Origin of the sequence: Treponema putidum, assembly GCF_024401155.1 — a bacterium.
GTDB lineage: Bacteria > Spirochaetota > Spirochaetia > Treponematales > Treponemataceae > Treponema_B > Treponema_B putidum.
In genome coordinates this window covers 2,227,347-2,244,786 of the sequence record NZ_CP038804.1, presented here as the reverse complement: position 1 = coordinate 2,244,786, position 17,440 = coordinate 2,227,347, and the positions used below count along the sequence as shown (strand labels likewise).

Here is a 17,440-nt window from a genome sequence, read left to right as displayed (position 1 = left end):
AATACTTTAATTTTTTTTAAAACTCAGGGCTGTGCTGAAAATACTATGATAAATAAACGAAAATGTGATACGAAAATGCGAAAAATGCGAAAATGCAAGCAGTTGTATAATTTAAAAAAAAATAGTATAATCATCGACTGTAATTTTTGTATTTTGGAGTTTTCTAATGTATAAACCTGTAGATCCTAAGGTTGATTTTGCAAAACAAGAAGAAGATGTTTTAAAATTTTGGGAAAAAAACGATGTGTTTAAAAAATCCGTTTCATTCCGTGATGGACGCGATAACTATATTTTTTTTGACGGCCCGCCCTTTGCTACAGGGCTGCCTCACTTCGGACATTTTGTGCCCGGAACAATTAAGGATATTATTCCCAGATATAAAACAATGAAGGGGTTTAGGGTTGAACGCCGCTTCGGGTGGGACTGTCATGGTCTTCCGGTTGAAAATTTAATCGAAAAAGAATTGGGGCTCAACTCAAAGACCGACATAGAAAAATACGGTATAGATAAATTTAACGAGGCCTGCCGTGCCAGCGTTTTGCGTTATGTAAAAGAGTGGAAAGAGACGATTACCCGCTTAGGCCGCTGGGTTGATTTTGAAAACGATTATAAGACCATGGAACCTAACTTTATGGAATCCATTTGGTGGATTATGAAAAGTCTTTGGGAAAAAGGCCTTTTGTATGAGGGCTACTATATTCTTCCTTATTGCCCGAGATGCTCCACAGTGCTTTCAAACCATGAGCTTAACTTAGGCGGCTACAAGGATGTTCATGACCCTGCAATAACGATTCGTTTTAAGGCTCTTCCGCCTGTAAAAAACTCTCCGGCAGCTAAAGCCTTTGAGGAAAAAAATGCCCTTCCTTCCGATACCTATCTTTTGGCATGGACTACAACGCCTTGGACACTGCCGAGTAACCTTGGACTTGCTGTGGGTGCGGATATCGACTATGCCTTAATAGAATATGACGGAGCTCACTATATAATGGCCGTGCCTCGGCTTGACGCTTATTTTGCAAAAACGGGAAAAGAAGAAGCAAAAGAGTATAAGCTGATTTGGACAAAGAAGGGTGCAGAACTTGAAGGCTTACGGTATGAGCCCCTATTTCCTTATTTTAAAAACCTTGCTGCTGATGAAGACGGAAAAAACGCTGAAGCAGGGCAGGGTGCCTTTAGAATTTTGATAGGGGACTTTGTTACAACCGAGGACGGAACGGGAATTGTTCACACGGCTCCCGGATTCGGTGAAGACGATAACCGCATCTTTGCGGATACCGGAGTACCGACAGTTTGTCCCGTAGATGCGGAATGTAAATTTACCCAAGAAGTACCTGATTACCAAGGCCTTTTTGTAAAGGATGCAGACAAGCAAATTATGGAAAGGCTGAAAAATGAAGGTAAACTTTTTAAGCGTGCCCAGATTTTGCACTCCTATCCTCATTGCTGGAGGTGTTCAAGCCCCTTGATATACAGGGCTGTTGCAAGCTGGTTTGTTTCGGTTACAAAGATAAAGGATAAGCTACTTAATGCTAACTCCAAAATAAATTGGCAACCCGACCATATAAAAACAGGCCGATTCGGAAAATGGCTTGAAGGCGCCCGTGACTGGGCTATCAGCCGAAACCGTTATTGGGGAAATCCTATTCCTATTTGGAAATGTCCCGATTGCGGTGAAACAATTTGCGTAGGAAGCAGAGCGGAATTAAAGGAGCTCTCGGGAGTGTTTCCCGAAGATATGCACAAGCACTTTGTCGATAAGATAAGTATTCCTTGTAAAAAATGCGGCGGAACAATGAAGCGTGTGCCTGAGGTTCTGGACTGCTGGTTTGAGTCGGGTTCAATGCCATATGCCCAACAGCACTATCCCTTTGAAAACAAAGAGCTTTTTGAAAAAAACTTTCCCGCAGATTTTATTTCAGAAGGTTTGGATCAGACCAGAGGATGGTTTTATACTTTAACGATTTTATCGGCAGCTCTTTTTGATAAGCCGGCTTTTAAAAACTGTATCGTAAACGGACTTGTGCTTGCAGAAGACGGAAAGAAGATGTCAAAATCCTTACGCAACTACACCGACCCCAACGAAGTTATAAAACAATTCGGGGCCGATGCTCTTCGTCTTTTTTTAATGAATTCAAATGTTGTAAAGGCTGATGACTTAAAATATTCGGATGAAGGAGTGCGGGATGTTCTTAAGGGAATTTTAATTCCTTTTTGGAACAGTTACAGTTTCTATATAACCTATGCCAATATCGACGGAGTAAAACCTCCTCATAATGCAAAGGTTGACGGAAAGGATGAGGGCGTAGAAGAATTCTTAGCTAAATTAAATAATCCCTTAGACTTGTGGATATTATCGGTAACCGAAAAACTTGTTGCCGATGTAACTGATGCCCTAGACAAGTATGACCTTGCTCAAGCTATTCCGCCGATGGTAGAATATATTGACCTTTTAAATAACTGGTATATCCGCCGTTCCCGCCGCCGCTTTTGGAAAAGCGAAAATGACGGAGACAAGGCTCAGGCCTACGAAACCCTCTACCGTGCCTTAAAGAAATTTTCCCTTGTTGCGGCTCCGGTAGTGCCGTTTATTACCGAAAGCATTTGGCAGAATTTACGTACCGAAAGCGATGCTCTTTCTATCCATCTTGCAGACTATCCCGAGTACAACGAAAAGATAAGAAACAGTGAGCTGGAATTTAAGATGAAGACTGTTCAAAAGGCCATTTCAATGGGAAGGTCTCTGCGTTATCAGTTTAACTTAAAAATAAGGCAGCCCTTAAAGGCCGTCGAAATAGTAACCCTCAATTCTGAAGAAAAAAGAGTTCTTCTGGAAATGGAAGAAAGTATAATCGAGGAACTCAATGTTAAAGAGGTTATCTTCCATGAAAAAGAGGATGAACTTGTAGAATACTCTGCTAAAGCTAATTTTAAGGTGCTTGGAAAAGAATTAGGACCCCTTATGAAAAAGGCCGCCGCCGTCATTGAGCAGATGAATTCAAATGAAATTCAAAACATAATGGAGGGTGCAACTTTAAGTATCGATATTGACGGAAAAACCGTCGAAATAACTGCCGATAAGATTGTAATAAACAGGCTCGAAAAGGCTTCCTTAAAAATAGTAAATGAAGGAACCCTAACCGTAGGCCTTAATACCGAGCTTACGGAAGAACTTTTGATGGAAGGTTATATAAGGGACTTGGTAAGAGGTATTCAGACCCTGCGTAAGGAATGCGGGCTTGATGTCATAGATAGGATTAAACTGTATATTTCATCCTCTCCCAAAAATGCCGATAATAAAGAGTTGGAAAAAGCCTTTGAGCTTTTTAAGGACTATGTTTGCGATGAAACTTTGAGCGTGCAATCTTCTTGGCTTAAAACAGGAGAATTGGCAAAGTTAGGTTCCATTAAAACAAGCCTTGTTGAAGCCGGTGATTATGAATGGGAGATTGGAATTGAAAAAAATAATTAGAAATACCCTTACTGCACTCACTTTTATTTTGGTTCTTGCTTCATGTAAAACCGCTCCGCCTCTTCCGGGGGTTGTAAGACCTTTCGGGATGATAGGCGATGGTGCAGATATGTATATTTATATGCCTATCGAGAAGAATAAAAAAATAGCGGAACCTATTTTGACTTCTGTCGGAGGAGACTCCATGAAACAGGCCTTGAGCCGGACTACAGCCGTATATTCCAGTGTATTTGTAAAAGAAAGGCTTACCGAAATTAGGATTTGTGCCGTAGGAAAATATCCTTACGGAATGACTGACAGTATTTTTAAGAAAAAAAACGGTTGGGAGCCTAAAAAGACAAAGGAAAGATATAAATATTATAAATCTTCTTATGTTGATGTTTCTATTCCTTCACCTCAAATAGCCTGTCTGGTTATGGGCCCCGATAATAGGCTTAATATGGAAACCTTCTTAGAAAAATTGGCTAAACCTGAGGAAGCTGTCTTCTCTCAACGCTTTGATGCCCTTGTCAATTCCGGCTCGCAAGATATAGGAATATTTGTAAAAAACGGAGACTTTTTTTTAGGACAGATAATAGGGGTTCAGCTTGGACTCCCTGTCGGCATAATAGAAATGTACTTAAAAAAGAATTCGGAAGTTGAAAATGAATATCTGTACGATTTAAGTATCGAAACAAAAAATATGATGACGGCTTCTTTATTAAAATTATTTTTTAAAAATCAGCTTAAGGCTGATGTAAGACTTGAAGAGAATAAGCTGATTATAGAAAATAGACCCGTTACCGAATCCAAGATTATTGAAATAATAAAGTCTTTATATAATTATTGATTATTGGAGGAAAAAGATGCCAACTTATGAGTATGTCTGCGATTCTTGCGGCCATGATTTTGAGGTTTTTCAAAGAATGAGTGACGAGCCTATATCTGTATGCCCTGAGTGCGGTAAACCTGTAAGACGAGTTATTTCCGGGGGCTTAGGAATTAATTTTAGGGGCTCCGGTTTTTATATAAATGATTCTTCTGCTCCAAAAGCTGCTTCAGGCGGCTGTTCAGGTTGTTCTTCATCTTCATGCTCAACATGTAAGCACTAGGATTTTATGGGCAAGGTACAAAAAGGGCATTCGCCTAAGTTTTTTTGTGAAAACTGCGGGCAAGAGGTAAAACGGAACACAAAGGTATGTCCCCATTGCGGGCGTTTTTTTGCTTCGGTAAGATGCCCTTCTTGTAATTATATGGGGCATACGGATGAATTTATAAACGGATGCCCCTCTTGCGGTTTTGCTGTAAGCTCCGACTCTAATAAGAACACAAAAAAATATCATAGGAATAAACTAAAAGAATACCGCGCAAAATATAAATCCAATAGATATGATGATCCTCTTCCTTGGTGGGTTTACAGTCTTGTCATAGGCTCTTTGGGTTTATTGATTATCTATATATTTTATTTTAAGACTTAAAAAAACTACTCATCTGCAAGATGGGCTTTAATTGCTTGGATTCTGTCAAGCACTTCAAAAAAGGCTTTTGCTATTTCCGGATCGAATTTCTTTCCGCTCATTTTTTTTAATTCTTCCAGAATGTCTTCTTCGGTCCATGAGTCTTTGTAAGAGCGCTTTGAGGAAAGCGCATCGTAGACATCCGCCATTGCAACAATTCTTGCTCCAAGAGGAATTTCTTCTCCCTTAAGTCCTTTAGTATAGCCTGTTTTTTTATCCGTTTTTAGGGCTTTCCCCGTTTCTATATCAATGTGGCCGGGATAACCTGTCCCATCCCAGTTTTCGTGATGACGCAAAGCTATTTCCATTGAAAGTTTATCGAGAGGCGAATCGTTCCCAATGAATAAACGAGCGCCCAGCCATGTATGGGTTTTCATAATAGCAAATTCTTCATCGGTTAATTTTTCGGCTTTTTTTAAAATCATATCCGAAATTGCAACTTTTCCAATATCATGAAGCATTGATGCAATTTTTAGCGAGTCACGGTATTTTGTTTGCTCAGACATAGGGATGCCGTTATTAAATGCCCATCTGTCATAAATTTCAACCGAATAGTTTGCAACTCTATTTACATGCATTCCTGTTTCTCTAGGATCGCGTAATTCAGCCGTTTTGATCATACGCATAACCATTGCCCGCGTTACAAAAGCATGTTCAAGAGCTATCCCCGCATTTGAAGCAAAATGACTGAGATAAATTTCATCATCATGAGAAAAGGCTTCCGGTTTACCGTTATTATCAAGAGCATTTAAAACTTGAAGTACACCCAAGATCATTCCCGACATTGAAAGAATTGGGATAGTTAAATTCGAAATCGTCTTATAGCCTGTTTTTTCATCCGTAGCTTTTCCGAACTTAAAAGGCTTTTCAGGGTCAATATTGTAAACATCGGGGATATTTATAAGTTTTTTTGTATTTGCAGCATATCCTGCTATTGTATGATTGTCTATAGGAAAATCAAAAAAAGTGTAGGGAAGTTTTTTACCCGCCGGAAGTTTTTTTTGCAGTGTGCTATTCTGAGCATATCTTATGGCAAGTCTATCTCCTTCAACTATATATATTGAACCGGCATCGGCATTTACAACACTCCTAGCTTCGGTAAGTATTTGCTCTAAAAGAACATCAACGTCTTGAACACTGTGTATCAAAGATTCCGTTTCAAGTATCTTGATGAGGATTTGCTCCCTTGACAACTCTTTATATTTATTTTTTTCTATCATATCCAACGTTATATTATATTATATTCTAAAAAAAAAGTCTATATTTTTTTTAGAGATATTTTTTTTAATGTATGTTAAATTCAACAGACAGAAAAAAGATTAAAAAAAATACAAAAAATAAAAGCCTGTTGCAAGATTTTGTAAATTTTGATACAATAACCCGTTAAGGTTATTGTTGATTTGAAGATGTGTATTAATATCTTAAATCATTATTTTTTTATAGAATATAAACCTTGAGGAGTATGATTATGCACAAAATACTTGAAAAACGGCAATATTCGCCTGAGGTTTTTTATTTGCGCGTTGAAGCACCGGAAATTGCAAAAAACAGGCATCCGGGTCAGTTTGTAATCGTTCAAATAGATACCAACTTCGGCGAAAGAGTCCCACTCACGATTGCCGATGCAAATGCCGAAGAAGGCTGGGTTGCCCTCGTTATTCAGGCTGTAGGGGCCACAACCATCAAACTTTGCAATAAAAACGTAGGTGATTCCATCGCTGCGATTTTAGGCCCTCTTGGGCGCCCCTCCCACATAACAAAATGCGGGACTGTAGCCTGTGTCTGCGGAGGTATTGGTGTCGCTCCCATGTACCCGATAGCGCAAGCCTTTAAAAAAGCAGGAAACAAGCTTATAGTTATTATTGGTGCTAGAAATAAAGACTTAATTGTTTTTGAAGATGAAATGAAGGCTATTGCCGATGAGCTCATTATCACCACTGACGACGGTTCTTACGGAAGAAAAGCCCTTGTAACGGTGCCCTTAAAAGAGCTCTGTGAAAGTCAAACCCCTCCCGATGAAGTTTTTGCAATAGGCCCGCCCATAATGATGAAATTCTGCGCAGAAACTACCCGTCCCTTCGGAATAAAAACAACGGTTTCGCTTAATACGATTATGATTGACGGTACGGGAATGTGCGGAGGCTGCCGTGTAACCGTAGACAATCAGATAAAATTTGTCTGCGTTGATGGGCCGGAATTCGATGCCCACAAGGTCGATTTCGATAATATGATGATGAGAATGAAGGCCTTCCGCGGACGCGAAGATCAGGATAGGCATAAGTGCAAGTCCGGTATTTTTAATTAAGGAGCGGGAAAAATATGGAAAATACAAATAAAGAATGTAATGAACACATAAGCCATGAAGAGCTTTCAGCTCGAGCTAAACAGCTTTGGGCCGATTTAAAGGGTAAAACCTTAACCCCAAAAGAAAGAACACAGATTCCGATTCAAGAAATGCCTACCCTCGATCCTCACAAAAGGGCTTCTTTGATGAATGAGGTTGCTATGGGCTACACCGATGAGCAGGCCCGCATTGAGGCAGAAAGATGCTTAAACTGCAAAAACAAGCCCTGCGTTAAAGGCTGTCCCGTAGGCGTACCGATTCCGGAATTTATTGCTGAAATTCAAAAAGGCGACTATAAAAAGGCGGTTGACATCATAAAAACAACAAACCTCTTACCCGCAATTTGCGGACGCGTTTGTCCTCAAGAAAAACAGTGCCAAGCCTTTTGTACAGTAGGTAAGATGCTCAAATCCCCCGAACAGGCCGTTGCCATCGGCCGTCTTGAACGCTTTGTTGCAGACTGGGAAAGAAACAATAATAAGATTACCGTTCCTCCTGTTGCCCCAGAAACCGGAAAAAAAGTTGCTATCATCGGTTCAGGCCCCGCAGGTTTAACCGTTGCAGCTGATGTCCGCAGGGAAGGACACTCGGTAACCGTCTTTGAAGCCTTCCATAAAACAGGCGGCGTTATGGTTTACGGTATTCCCGAATTCCGTTTGCCTAAAGAAATTGTTGCAAAAGAAGTCGAAAACCTTGAAAAGATGGGAGTAGAGTTTAAAACTAATTTCTTGGTAGGAAGAACTGAAACCCTCGAGCAGCTCTTAAAAGAAGACGGATATGATGCCGCCTTTATCGGAACGGGTGCAGGTCTTCCTAAATTTATGGGAATTGAAGGTGAGAACCTAATCGGTGTTTTTAGTGCGAACGAGTATTTGACAAGGGCCAATCTTATGAAGGCCTATGATGCGGTACACTCCGATACTCCTCTTTATCAGGCTGAAACTTTGGCCGTAATCGGAGGCGGAAACGTAGCTATGGACGCTGCCAGGATGGGCTATAGACTCGGCTGTAAAAAAGTCTACTGTATTTACCGCCGAACCCGTGCTGAAATGCCCGCCCGAATCGAAGAAGTCGCCCATGCCGAAGAAGAAGGCGTAGAATTCTGCTTTCTTCAAAATCCGACAAAAATAATAGGAAATGAAGAAGGCAAAGTTTGTGCAATAGAAGTCTTAGACTATGAATTAGGCGAACCCGATGATTCCGGCAGAAGAAAGCCTGTGGCAAAACCCGGTACCGAACACCAAATAAAAGTAGATGCCGTAATCGTTGCCCTCGGAAATGACTCCAATCCCCTTATGGCTCAAACAAGTCATGGCTTGGAAGTTACTAAGAAGGGAAATATCGTTGTCGATGAAAGCCAAAAAACCTCAATTGAGGGCGTTTGGGCAGGAGGAGACATCGTTTTAGGTGCTGCAACAGTCATCCTTGCAATGGGTGAAGGACGAAAAGCCGCTGCTGCAATAAATGAGTACCTAAAGGCAAAATAAGTTTTTTTACTTTAAACCGATAATTTAAAAAGCTGCCCAAGAATCAATACGCTTGGGCAGCTTTTTTTGGTTCTACGACTTTTCTATAAATTTTCCATATTACATTGCAGTTTTTTAATAGTTTAAAGCTCTTCCGTCTTCCAATCTCCGATAGTCCGCTCCTCTTCATCAAAGCTCGAACCTATAAGGATTATCTTTTTACCCATAGTCTTAAATTGATCCGCATAGCCCTTCTCTTTTATTTGAGCTATCGCATCTTCGGCACTGCCTGCACTCATTAGTTTAAACTCAAAGATGTAGATAGAATCCTTTGTTTGCACTATACAGTCAGCCCTGCCCTTTAAACAGTATATTTCAGTCTGCACAAATTGTCCCATTAATTTAAAGATTAAGTAAACGGCAGTCTGATAGTTTTGCTCCCTAAGTTTAAGCTTATCCTTAGGTAAGTTATCATAAGGTACCCCAGCTATTATCGCCTGCATCCTTTCCATAAACTCATCTACCTTTCCAGCTCTTACATCTTCTACAAACTCCCATATCGAAACTCCTGTCTCATCAGGTCTAAGTGAACAATAGGCCGGCAAAAGATTTTCTAAAAAACCATACCTCACCTCATCATTAGGAAAACCTAACCTATATAGATTACCTTCTTCTATGTATTCTTTTATCGTTAAATATCCCGATTGAAAAAGTATCGGCAAAGGATTTTTTGCATCTGCTCTATATAGTTCTATACCTGCTTCATTTAATTCTACATTACCGTCTAAGTTAGGTACATTATAATGAGCATCTTTTAAGTAATTTACTAAAAAGGTCGGTGTTCCTGTAGCAAACCAATAGTTTTTTAATTCTCCCGCATTAAGTGTGCTTAAGATACTAAAAGGATTATAAACGGATTCCCCTAAAACACTGAACTTATATCCGTCATACCTCTTTTTTAGCTCTTCAATCATTTTATCATAGCTATTCTTGATGTTACCTGCTAACCTTTCTATTTCAGGCTTAAAAGTATTTTCTATCTCGTCTTGAGTTAGACCGCAGACTTCGGCATAGTCATTCAGCATGCTTATATCTTGCAAATTATTTAAATCGCTGAAGATACTTACCTTACTGAACTTTGTTACACCGGTCAAAAAGGCAAATCGGATATATTGGTCGCAAGTTTTTATCACCGAATAAAAGGCCTTGAGGGTGTTCCGGTATTCTTCGTTTAGTGCTTCGTTTACTCCCATAGTCTGTAACAGGGGCTTATCATATTCGTCTACAAGGATGACGGCTTGCTTGCCGGTCTTATTGTAGGCCGCTTCTATAAGTGACTGAAAACGTTTCCCAAAAGAATCTCCTTCATTTGTTAGTCCATATATTTTTTCTTGCTTTTTTAAAAAATAGTCTAAACTTTCAGCTAAGGCTTCTTTCAATTCATACTGTCCCACATTAAAATCCAAGTAAAAAACAGGATATTCTACCCAAGCCTCTGTTTTTTCTATTTCGGCTCTTTTTTCTTCAGCTTTTTCAATATATAAACCCTTAAAAAGCTCCTTTTGGCCTAAAAAGTAGGCCTTGAGCGTCGAAAGAAAAAGGCTTTTGCCGAACCTGCGCGGGCGGCTTAAAAAGTATGGAGAGGAAGTGCGTACAAGGTTATACACATATTTAGTTTTATCTATATATAAATATTTATCATTCCTCATCTTTTCAAAACTTTGGATTCCGATAGGTATTTTTCGTGATAAATCAAAGTCCATATTAAGCCTCCTAGCGATAATTATAGCATAAAAAGAGGGGAATGTTCTACATATTTAGTTATCAATATTTCATATATAACAAAAACCGCCTCGAAAAACTTAATTGTTTTACAAGGCGGTTGATTTGATGTAAAATAATTTAAAGCCCTATTCTTTTGTAGGTTCGGTATATAACTCAAAGGGAGTTACCGCCGAAGGCAAATTTTCTACCAAGGCCGGAAGGGACAGCAATACCGTATCCTGAAAAAGAGGTATCCTAAATTCCCCAATAAAATCATCACGGCCGTCAGCAAATTTTATAACGACCTTGTGCTTTTGGCCCCTCAAAAGGATTTGATCCCTCTCACCCTTAAAAAGTTCCGAAGGTTCTTGTCCGTTAAAGCTGACCTCAATTACATCGAAAGCCTTAAAGCTGCCGTCCTCAGCTTTTTTATTTTCAAATAAAACAGCATGAGTTCTGCCCATAGTAAACATAAGTATAAGCAGCAAAATATAAAGAATAGGCAAAATGATTCTTATTGCCAGGACTGTTTTTTTCGATTGTATTCTCATTTTTTTCCTCCTTCAGCTTGCAAACGCAATTCGGAACGCTTTTTCTCTGCGTTTCGTTGATTTCTTGCAGCATAGAGCACCAATGAAAGGGCTATTGCCGCATAACCGGCAAAGTCTCTAAAATACTCTCCTATCATTGCAGAACCAAGAAGCTGTTGACCTGCCATAGGGGTAACAATGTACAAGAAGTGAAGAAGAACAACGCCTATAAAGACGTTTTTTATGCTTACCCTGCTGACAGAAGCGCCTCCGACCAAGATGGCAGCTGCAGCAAAGAAACCTGTCTGATCGTGTGCGTTGTATGTACTCATATTTCCCATATTCTGCAAGAATATAATCTGCCCTATACAAGCCAATACAGTAGAAATTATAATCGAAATAATCCTTGTATGCTCAACCGCAATACCGGCCGAATTTGAAACCGATTGATTTTGACCGATTGCCCTCATATCTTGTCCCAGCTTTGTTTTTCTAAACCATACGATAAATAAACAAAGAGCAATAATAATGAGATAGGACAAAACAGGTATACGTAACCCCGCTATATTGAATGAGAAAGTCGTGTCCAATACTTGCCTTACAGGAGCAAGCTCAAGAGTATTGCGCACGCCGAAACCTCGCGAAAGTTTTATAGCTTTATTGTGCATCGGTATAATAGAACCCATGAGGTACAAAACAAAGAACTGATATACACCGTTAAAGAAAAATCCCAAGATATAACTTGTTACCATCTCACGGCCTCTTGCTTTGTTTAATATTGAGCCGGCAACCCAACCGAGCAGTACTGAAAGAGGCATCCCTATCAAGGCTGCAAAAACCAAGCCGTAAATACCGCCGATACCCCAGTCCATTGCAAAGATTAAGCCTATTTGTCCTGCCATGGCTCCTAAGACCATACCGAAGTTTATACCCATACCCGCCATGATAGGCAAAATAAGGGAAAAGACCAAAAAGGAGTTTCTTCCTATTCGAGTTAAAATCTCACCGATAATATGATGGGCCGAAAGTCCCGATACGGGAATAGCCACAAAAGAAATCAATAAGAAAAGAAGCGAAACAAGATTATCAGCCAAAAAATCGAGTACCGAAAATTTCTTTAATTTTCTATTCAATGTTTCCGTTATTTTATTCATAATCAATTACCTCGTCTTTTGTGTTTTTCTTGTCAGAGCATATAAAATCATACCGTTTGAAAGCACAATTCGGATAACCTCGGACATATCGGTCTGCAAAATACTGTTTATAACTGAAGGCGTCATCGATAAAATTCCCTGAAAAAGAATCGTACCTATGACGACATTTAAAATTGAAGCCTTATTTACCGAAGCTCCGCCTATAAGAATAGCGGCTACTGCGGGAAAGGCCATAAAAAGCGGGGCCTTATAAAGCTGAATAAACCCGAAACTTTGTTGGTACAATAAGATTCCTATTCCGCCGCATATTGTAGAAAGAATTATGCTTATAGTTCGTGCCCTGTTTATGCTTACTCCGCTTGCTCTTGCAAAATCCGGATTTGAACCGACAGCCGTCAATGCCGTACCAGTGCGCGTTTTCATAAAAAGCTTCATTAAGAGCATACATACTGCACAGAATAATATTACACCGGTGGGGAATTTGAAGGATCCTATTTTAATAGCTAAAAAATTATTTAAAATATTGACCCAATATCCTTCAAGAGTTATTGTAGTACGCAAGCCCTGTCCCGAATAAGCCCAAACCATGCTCGGGTTTGAATAAGGAAGCACTATCCACAAAATAGCCATAAAGGTAACCGATGCAAAACCTATATACATAGCTATTGTCATCTCTTCTCCCTTGACCCTATTCAATACCTGACTATAACCTAAGCCTATTATTCCGGAAAAAATAATTGTTAAAAGCACGGCAGTAAAAAAGCCTACAATACCGACAAGCCCGAACTGCATTGCTAAAGTAGAACCTAAAAGCCCGCCCAAAACTCCTAATGAAAGGCCGAAGTTTAAACCGCAGCCTGTTTGAATCATTGGAACCATAGCCAAAACCATCAAGGCATTCATCCCGAAACGGTTTGCAACATCCGAAAGAGAAGCGCCAATGCTTACCTTAACAAAGGGGGCAATTATAAAAAGGCTGAGAAGAAATAATAGAATAATTATTCTCGGTATACCGAAATCCGCAAGTATTTTTTTAAATTTTTCCATACTATTTTACCCCCGCCATATATAAAGCAAATTCAGCCGGCTGTTCTTCCGGCGGCAAAATTCCTGAAATCTCTCCGTGGAAAACAATTGCAATCCTGTCGCAGATAGAGCGCAGCTCTTCCAACTCACTTGAAATCATAATAATTGTGGTACCAAGTTCCTCATTTATTTTTCTCAAAGCATCCAAAACAAGGGCCTTTGCACCTACATCAATACCTCGCGTGGGTTCTGCTACAAAAAGAATTTCAGGATTAAGACAAAAAGCCTTAGCCAAACATATTTTTTGCTGGTTTCCGCCCGAAAGTTCTCTGGCTTTTTGCTGACTTCCGGTACACCGTATTTGAAGCATATCTATGTACTTATCCGAAAGCTCCTTCATAGCTTTTTCATCTCTTATTTTAAGAAGCCCGCCTAGATAGCTTTTTAGATATTCTCTCTTAGATTGAATAGCCGTAAAAGCGATATTCCACTCAAGGCTTTCATCAAGAAGAAGACCTACACCCCGTCTGTCTTCAGAAACAAAAGCTAAACCATCCTGTAAGGCTTGCTTAGTATTATTTAGAGTAAGCTCCTTTCCTTTAAAGGTTACGGTTCCTCCGGCCGGAAAGATACCCATAATTCCGTTTGGAATACCGACCTTTCCTTGACCTGCAAGACCTCCGATACCGAAAATTTCGCCTTTTTTAACCGAAAAGTTAACATTTCGGACAAGCTCTCCCGGCATATCAACCCAAAGGTGTTTTACATCAAAGACTACGGGCCCAATCTTTTTTTTCTTGTCTTTTTTTTCCGTATTGGAAATTTCACGGCCTACCATACCTGCTGCAATTTCAGGAATTGTAATCTCGCTTGTTTTCTTATCTTGAATCGTTTTTCCGTCTCTTAATATTACAACCCTATCGCAAGTATCTATAACTTCCTGCAATCTATGCGAAATAAAAATTACGGCAATTCCTTTATCTGCAAGTTTTTTTACTGCCGCTAAAAGAATATCCGCCTCGGATTCGGTTAAAACGGCTGTAGGTTCGTCTAAAACCAAAAGTTTTACATTATCTCGGTCTATTTCGCGTGCAATTTCGGTAAATTGCTTATGGCCTACAGGCATTTCCGAAATTAGTGTGCGTGCATCTATAGAAACGCCAAGCTCGTTTAAAACGGCTTGAGCTCTTTCATTCATTTCTTTTCTTTTAAGCAAGCTTAATCGGGAAGTAAATAAATCCGAAAGAATAGAGGGTGTCTGTAATTCCCTATTAAGCATGATATTTTCCGTTGCAGAAAAACCCGGAATTAATGAAAATTCTTGGTGAACCATTCCGATCCCTGCATCCAAAGCATCAAAAGGTGACTTAAATTTGACTTCCTTTCCTTCAATCAAAATGCGGCCGCCATATCCTCCTGTATCATTAATAACAGGCATTCCAAACAAGATGCTCATCAGAGTTGTTTTACCGGCCCCGTTTTCTCCTACCAAACCGATTATTTCCCCTCTTTTTAACGAGAAATTCACACCTTGCAGAACCTGTGTTCCGGAAAAATCTTTTGTGATATTTTCCAATGTCAAAAAATCTTTATTGTCATTCATAACAGTTCTGTCCTAAAATCAAAAAGTAAGGGGCGAAGCTAATCCGCCCCTATTAAGTTACGAGTTTAAGGAAAATTAAATAATCCTTTAAAATAAATTAGCCGACAATTCGTTCTCAATTTAGTTGGAGAATTTTGTGGTATAATATTTATCCGGAATTTCCTGTGCCGTAGACGGCAGATAACCTTGGCCGAAAACATATGTATCCATAAACATCAAAGCATGATTTTTTGATCGTACGCCTGTGCTTGCATCAACATAAGAAGTACTCTTCCATTTTGCTCCCGGTGTAAATTTATTAAATGCTTCCGACAAATCCTTCATATTATGTAATTGAGCCTCTCCGTCAATAACACGTCTGGCATATTCGCCCAAACCTGCAGAAACGGTAAAACCTAAAGAATAGGCCCAAGTTCCAAATCTTCCTTTTCCGCCTTTTTCAATAACAGTGTCTTCAACTTTTTTCAATATTTTCTGGAAGTCTCCCTGCTCTGCCGATAAATCAATACCTAAAGCGCCGGGATAGCCCATTAAAGGAGAAGGCAGGTCTGCTTCAATAAACATACCGCCGTAAGCAAAAAGCTGCTTTAACAATGGTTCCGTATGAGCATCATTTGTACAGAAAAAACAGGTTTCTTTTCCGTATTTTTCAATCCACTGAGGAACTTTTTCAAGAATGAATTGTTGAGCACCGGCTGTTCCGACATCGCTTGTGGGATCAGGAGCAGTTTCAAAATGGAACTCCATGCCTAAATCTTTACAAGCAATTTCAAGAAGTTGACGGCGTAGACCTAAGGTCTGATATGACATGTGTCTGGGGAAAGAAATATGTACAAAATGTTTTGCTCCTATTTGTTTTGCAGCCCAGGCGATTGTATATCCTCTCGAAATAAAGTCTTGAGATCCAACCATATCGGCGGCGGCGTCAATTACAAGCGGGTCTTCATGCGCTTCGCCTGCGAAGCAAAGAATATCGGGTCTCTTTTCTTTTACGCGCTTAAAAGCCTCTGCTGTTCCGGGTATTGCCTGATTTACAATGATAGCCTTCATTTTAGGATCATCCGAAAGAGCTACAATCTGAGAGATTGTTGTCTCCTGTTGAGACATAAAATCATCAGGATAGGTTATGTGCTGAATCATTCCGCCGTCTTTTACAGAACCGTAAAGCCGGATAAGCTCTTCAGCACCGCGCAAATCGTCTTCGGATTGAGATACTGTTCCGGTCATAATTCCAATATGATATGCCGGACCCTTTTTGTCTGCTTTTGCAGTTCCTTGATTTTCGGTATCTTTGTTACAACCGGCAACAAAAACAAATAAGGCAGTCAATAAGACACCGAGTGCCAACGTTTTCTTTTTCATAAATGAACCTCCATTTTTAAGAAAACTATAAAAGTTTAAAACTTTGCAGTTTTTTGTGTATCTATTGCTTAATTAAGAAAGTATCTTAAGGTCAAGACAGGCACTAATAAACTACAGACTAAAAGTGTACCACACATGTATTCAACCGTCAAGTTTTCTTGTAAATTTTTTGTAATTTTTTTTTAAATTTATTTTGGCAAAACCCAGTCTCCTGCATCATGATTTATTGTTTCCTGTGAAATTCGTTTAATCAGCTTTGTCGGCGTCATCTTGACTTGTACGGCATTTAAAATATCCCCGTCAGGATTCCATAGTCCGGCTTCGGCAGCTTCCAAAGCCGCTTGTTCAACTTCTTCTTTTCCCCAAGTTTCATCATTAGGATTCCTAAACAAGACTGCATCCTGTAAGGTGCCGTCTTGACCTGTCTTGATAATAATAGCATTTGTCTTTTTCGGCTGAAACTTTTGCAATTTACCCCAAAAACAAAAAGCCTTTTCTCCCTGGACGAGGGCATCACAATCCGCTGCGGAAACTAAAACTCCATCCTCAGGTTCCGAACCGTCAAGAGGCAAAAACCAATAGAACACGATTGTATTTCCTTCTTTAACCTCAAAAGCAGGAAAAACATAGTCAGGCTCTTTTGAGTTCCCCGCATTTACAAGATTTATTCCAAATAAGTTTCCGCTCTTTTTTACGCTGAATTTTATAAAACCGGGTTTAGATGCAGAACCTACCTTTAGGGAAGAAAATGAGAGCTCGGCCGGATTATTGTTTGAGCCCTTAAAAGGAAGCTCAAAATCAAGAACTTCATTTAAGCCGGCCTTTACCTTTCCGCAAATCTTAAAAGCCTCACCTATTCCAAAAGAGGAAAGAGGTGTAATTTTAAAGATAGAAATTTCGTCATTTGCTGAAGCTGCCGCTTTAATTGTAGTATTTTCTTCCGTATTAAGTTCTTGAACAGTACAAGCTATTTCTTCGATTGCGTTTTCACGTAAGGCATAGACTTGTATATTTTTTACAAGACCTTCAAATCCAAGGGTTATTTCGTTATTTTGGGACTGTGCAATATTTTTGAGCGTAATACTTCCATCATGGCCTGAAAAAATTGAAACAAATCCGGGCTGTTCAATCATTCCGCTGCAAGAAGCAAATAAACTCAAAACCAACAAAATAGGTAAAAAAAATCTTTTTTTCATAAAAGACCTCCTACCTATTTATATGGTTTT

The 17,440-nt window shown here is 39.5% G+C and carries 14 protein-coding genes; 6 read left to right on the top strand and 8 right to left on the bottom strand.

Going from position 1 to position 17,440, the window contains the following annotated elements:
- Positions 1-166: 166 nt before the first annotated feature.
- Genes ileS through E4N74_RS10460 form a run of 4 tightly spaced genes read left to right on the top strand, consistent with a single transcriptional unit; the run spans position 167 to position 4,926 of the window.
- Positions 167-3,469, top strand: a complete 3,303-nt coding sequence (gene ileS, locus E4N74_RS10475) for an isoleucine--tRNA ligase (protein ID WP_255817579.1) — start codon at positions 167-169, stop codon at positions 3,467-3,469.
- Positions 3,453-4,298 carry a hypothetical protein gene (locus tag E4N74_RS10470; protein ID WP_245608986.1) on the top strand — a complete coding sequence of 282 codons (846 nt, stop codon included), beginning with the start codon at positions 3,453-3,455 and terminating at the stop codon, positions 4,296-4,298. The genes ileS and E4N74_RS10470 overlap by 17 nt, the downstream gene beginning before the upstream one ends.
- A 16-nt stretch (positions 4,299-4,314) precedes the next feature.
- Complete coding sequence (locus E4N74_RS10465) at positions 4,315-4,560, top strand: FmdB family zinc ribbon protein (RefSeq protein WP_044978014.1); 246 nt, start codon at positions 4,315-4,317, stop codon at positions 4,558-4,560.
- Positions 4,561-4,566: 6 nt separating this feature from the next.
- Positions 4,567-4,926, top strand: coding sequence for a zinc ribbon domain-containing protein (locus tag E4N74_RS10460; RefSeq protein ID WP_044978012.1), 360 nt, complete (start codon positions 4,567-4,569; stop codon positions 4,924-4,926).
- A 5-nt stretch (positions 4,927-4,931) separates the two neighbouring features.
- Here the strand turns inward: E4N74_RS10460 and E4N74_RS10455 are convergent, their stop codons facing one another.
- A complete protein-coding gene (locus E4N74_RS10455) occupies positions 4,932-6,185 on the bottom strand; it encodes an HD domain-containing phosphohydrolase (RefSeq protein ID WP_255817577.1) in 1,254 nt (417 codons plus the stop codon).
- Positions 6,186-6,433: 248 nt separating this feature from the next.
- Here E4N74_RS10455 and E4N74_RS10450 point away from each other — a divergent pair, with 248 nt between their 5' ends.
- Both E4N74_RS10450 and gltA read left to right on the top strand, forming a co-directional pair.
- The gene (locus E4N74_RS10450) at positions 6,434-7,270 is read left to right on the top strand and encodes a sulfide/dihydroorotate dehydrogenase-like FAD/NAD-binding protein (protein WP_044978009.1); all 837 of its coding nucleotides are present in this window, start codon (positions 6,434-6,436) and stop codon (positions 7,268-7,270) included.
- Between the two features lie 14 nt (positions 7,271-7,284).
- Entirely contained in the window at positions 7,285-8,796 is a 1,512-nt protein-coding gene (gltA, locus tag E4N74_RS10445; RefSeq protein ID WP_044978007.1) for an NADPH-dependent glutamate synthase, read from the top strand.
- Between the two features lie 122 nt (positions 8,797-8,918).
- On the opposite strand, the gene E4N74_RS10440 is transcribed toward gltA, so the two are convergent.
- From E4N74_RS10440 to E4N74_RS10410, 7 genes are all read right to left on the bottom strand, one after another.
- Positions 8,919-10,538 (bottom strand): ATP-binding protein, encoded by a 1,620-nt coding sequence (locus E4N74_RS10440; protein WP_044978006.1) that lies wholly within the window; start codon positions 10,536-10,538, stop codon positions 8,919-8,921.
- A 147-nt stretch (positions 10,539-10,685) separates the two neighbouring features.
- Positions 10,686-11,090 (bottom strand): DUF6672 family protein, encoded by a 405-nt coding sequence (locus E4N74_RS10435; RefSeq protein WP_044978004.1) that lies wholly within the window; start codon positions 11,088-11,090, stop codon positions 10,686-10,688.
- Positions 11,087-12,223 (bottom strand): ABC transporter permease subunit, encoded by a 1,137-nt coding sequence (locus E4N74_RS10430; RefSeq protein ID WP_044978002.1) that lies wholly within the window; start codon positions 12,221-12,223, stop codon positions 11,087-11,089. The genes E4N74_RS10435 and E4N74_RS10430 overlap by 4 nt, the downstream gene beginning before the upstream one ends.
- A 6-nt stretch (positions 12,224-12,229) precedes the next feature.
- Positions 12,230-13,270 (bottom strand): ABC transporter permease subunit, encoded by a 1,041-nt coding sequence (locus E4N74_RS10425; protein WP_044978000.1) that lies wholly within the window; start codon positions 13,268-13,270, stop codon positions 12,230-12,232.
- A 1-nt stretch (position 13,271) separates the two neighbouring features.
- A complete protein-coding gene (locus E4N74_RS10420) occupies positions 13,272-14,852 on the bottom strand; it encodes a sugar ABC transporter ATP-binding protein (protein WP_255817576.1) in 1,581 nt (526 codons plus the stop codon).
- A 120-nt stretch (positions 14,853-14,972) separates the two neighbouring features.
- The gene (locus E4N74_RS10415) at positions 14,973-16,214 is read right to left on the bottom strand and encodes a DUF3798 domain-containing protein (RefSeq protein ID WP_044977995.1); all 1,242 of its coding nucleotides are present in this window, start codon (positions 16,212-16,214) and stop codon (positions 14,973-14,975) included.
- Positions 16,215-16,402: 188 nt separating this feature from the next.
- Positions 16,403-17,410 (bottom strand): lipoprotein TP_1001-related protein, encoded by a 1,008-nt coding sequence (locus tag E4N74_RS10410; RefSeq protein ID WP_255805220.1) that lies wholly within the window; start codon positions 17,408-17,410, stop codon positions 16,403-16,405.
- Between the last annotated feature and the right edge of the window lie 30 nt (positions 17,411-17,440).

Excerpts from the sequence above, each read along its gene's own strand:
- ileS (WP_255817579.1), top strand. The coding sequence starts at position 167 with ATGTATAAACCTGTAGATCCTAAGGTTGATTTTGCAAAACAAGAAGAA.
- E4N74_RS10465 (WP_044978014.1), top strand. The coding sequence starts at position 4,315 with ATGCCAACTTATGAGTATGTCTGCGATTCTTGCGGCCATGATTTTGAG.
- E4N74_RS10460 (WP_044978012.1), top strand. The coding sequence starts at position 4,567 with ATGGGCAAGGTACAAAAAGGGCATTCGCCTAAGTTTTTTTGTGAAAAC.
- E4N74_RS10455 (WP_255817577.1), bottom strand. The coding sequence starts at position 6,185 with ATGATAGAAAAAAATAAATATAAAGAGTTGTCAAGGGAGCAAATCCTC.
- E4N74_RS10450 (WP_044978009.1), top strand. The coding sequence starts at position 6,434 with ATGCACAAAATACTTGAAAAACGGCAATATTCGCCTGAGGTTTTTTAT.
- gltA (WP_044978007.1), top strand. The coding sequence starts at position 7,285 with ATGGAAAATACAAATAAAGAATGTAATGAACACATAAGCCATGAAGAG.
- E4N74_RS10440 (WP_044978006.1), bottom strand. The coding sequence starts at position 10,538 with ATGGACTTTGATTTATCACGAAAAATACCTATCGGAATCCAAAGTTTT.
- E4N74_RS10435 (WP_044978004.1), bottom strand. The coding sequence starts at position 11,090 with ATGAGAATACAATCGAAAAAAACAGTCCTGGCAATAAGAATCATTTTG.
- E4N74_RS10430 (WP_044978002.1), bottom strand. The coding sequence starts at position 12,223 with ATGAATAAAATAACGGAAACATTGAATAGAAAATTAAAGAAATTTTCG.
- E4N74_RS10425 (WP_044978000.1), bottom strand. The coding sequence starts at position 13,270 with ATGGAAAAATTTAAAAAAATACTTGCGGATTTCGGTATACCGAGAATA.
- E4N74_RS10420 (WP_255817576.1), bottom strand. The coding sequence starts at position 14,852 with ATGAATGACAATAAAGATTTTTTGACATTGGAAAATATCACAAAAGAT.
- E4N74_RS10415 (WP_044977995.1), bottom strand. The coding sequence starts at position 16,214 with ATGAAAAAGAAAACGTTGGCACTCGGTGTCTTATTGACTGCCTTATTT.
- E4N74_RS10410 (WP_255805220.1), bottom strand. The coding sequence starts at position 17,410 with ATGAAAAAAAGATTTTTTTTACCTATTTTGTTGGTTTTGAGTTTATTT.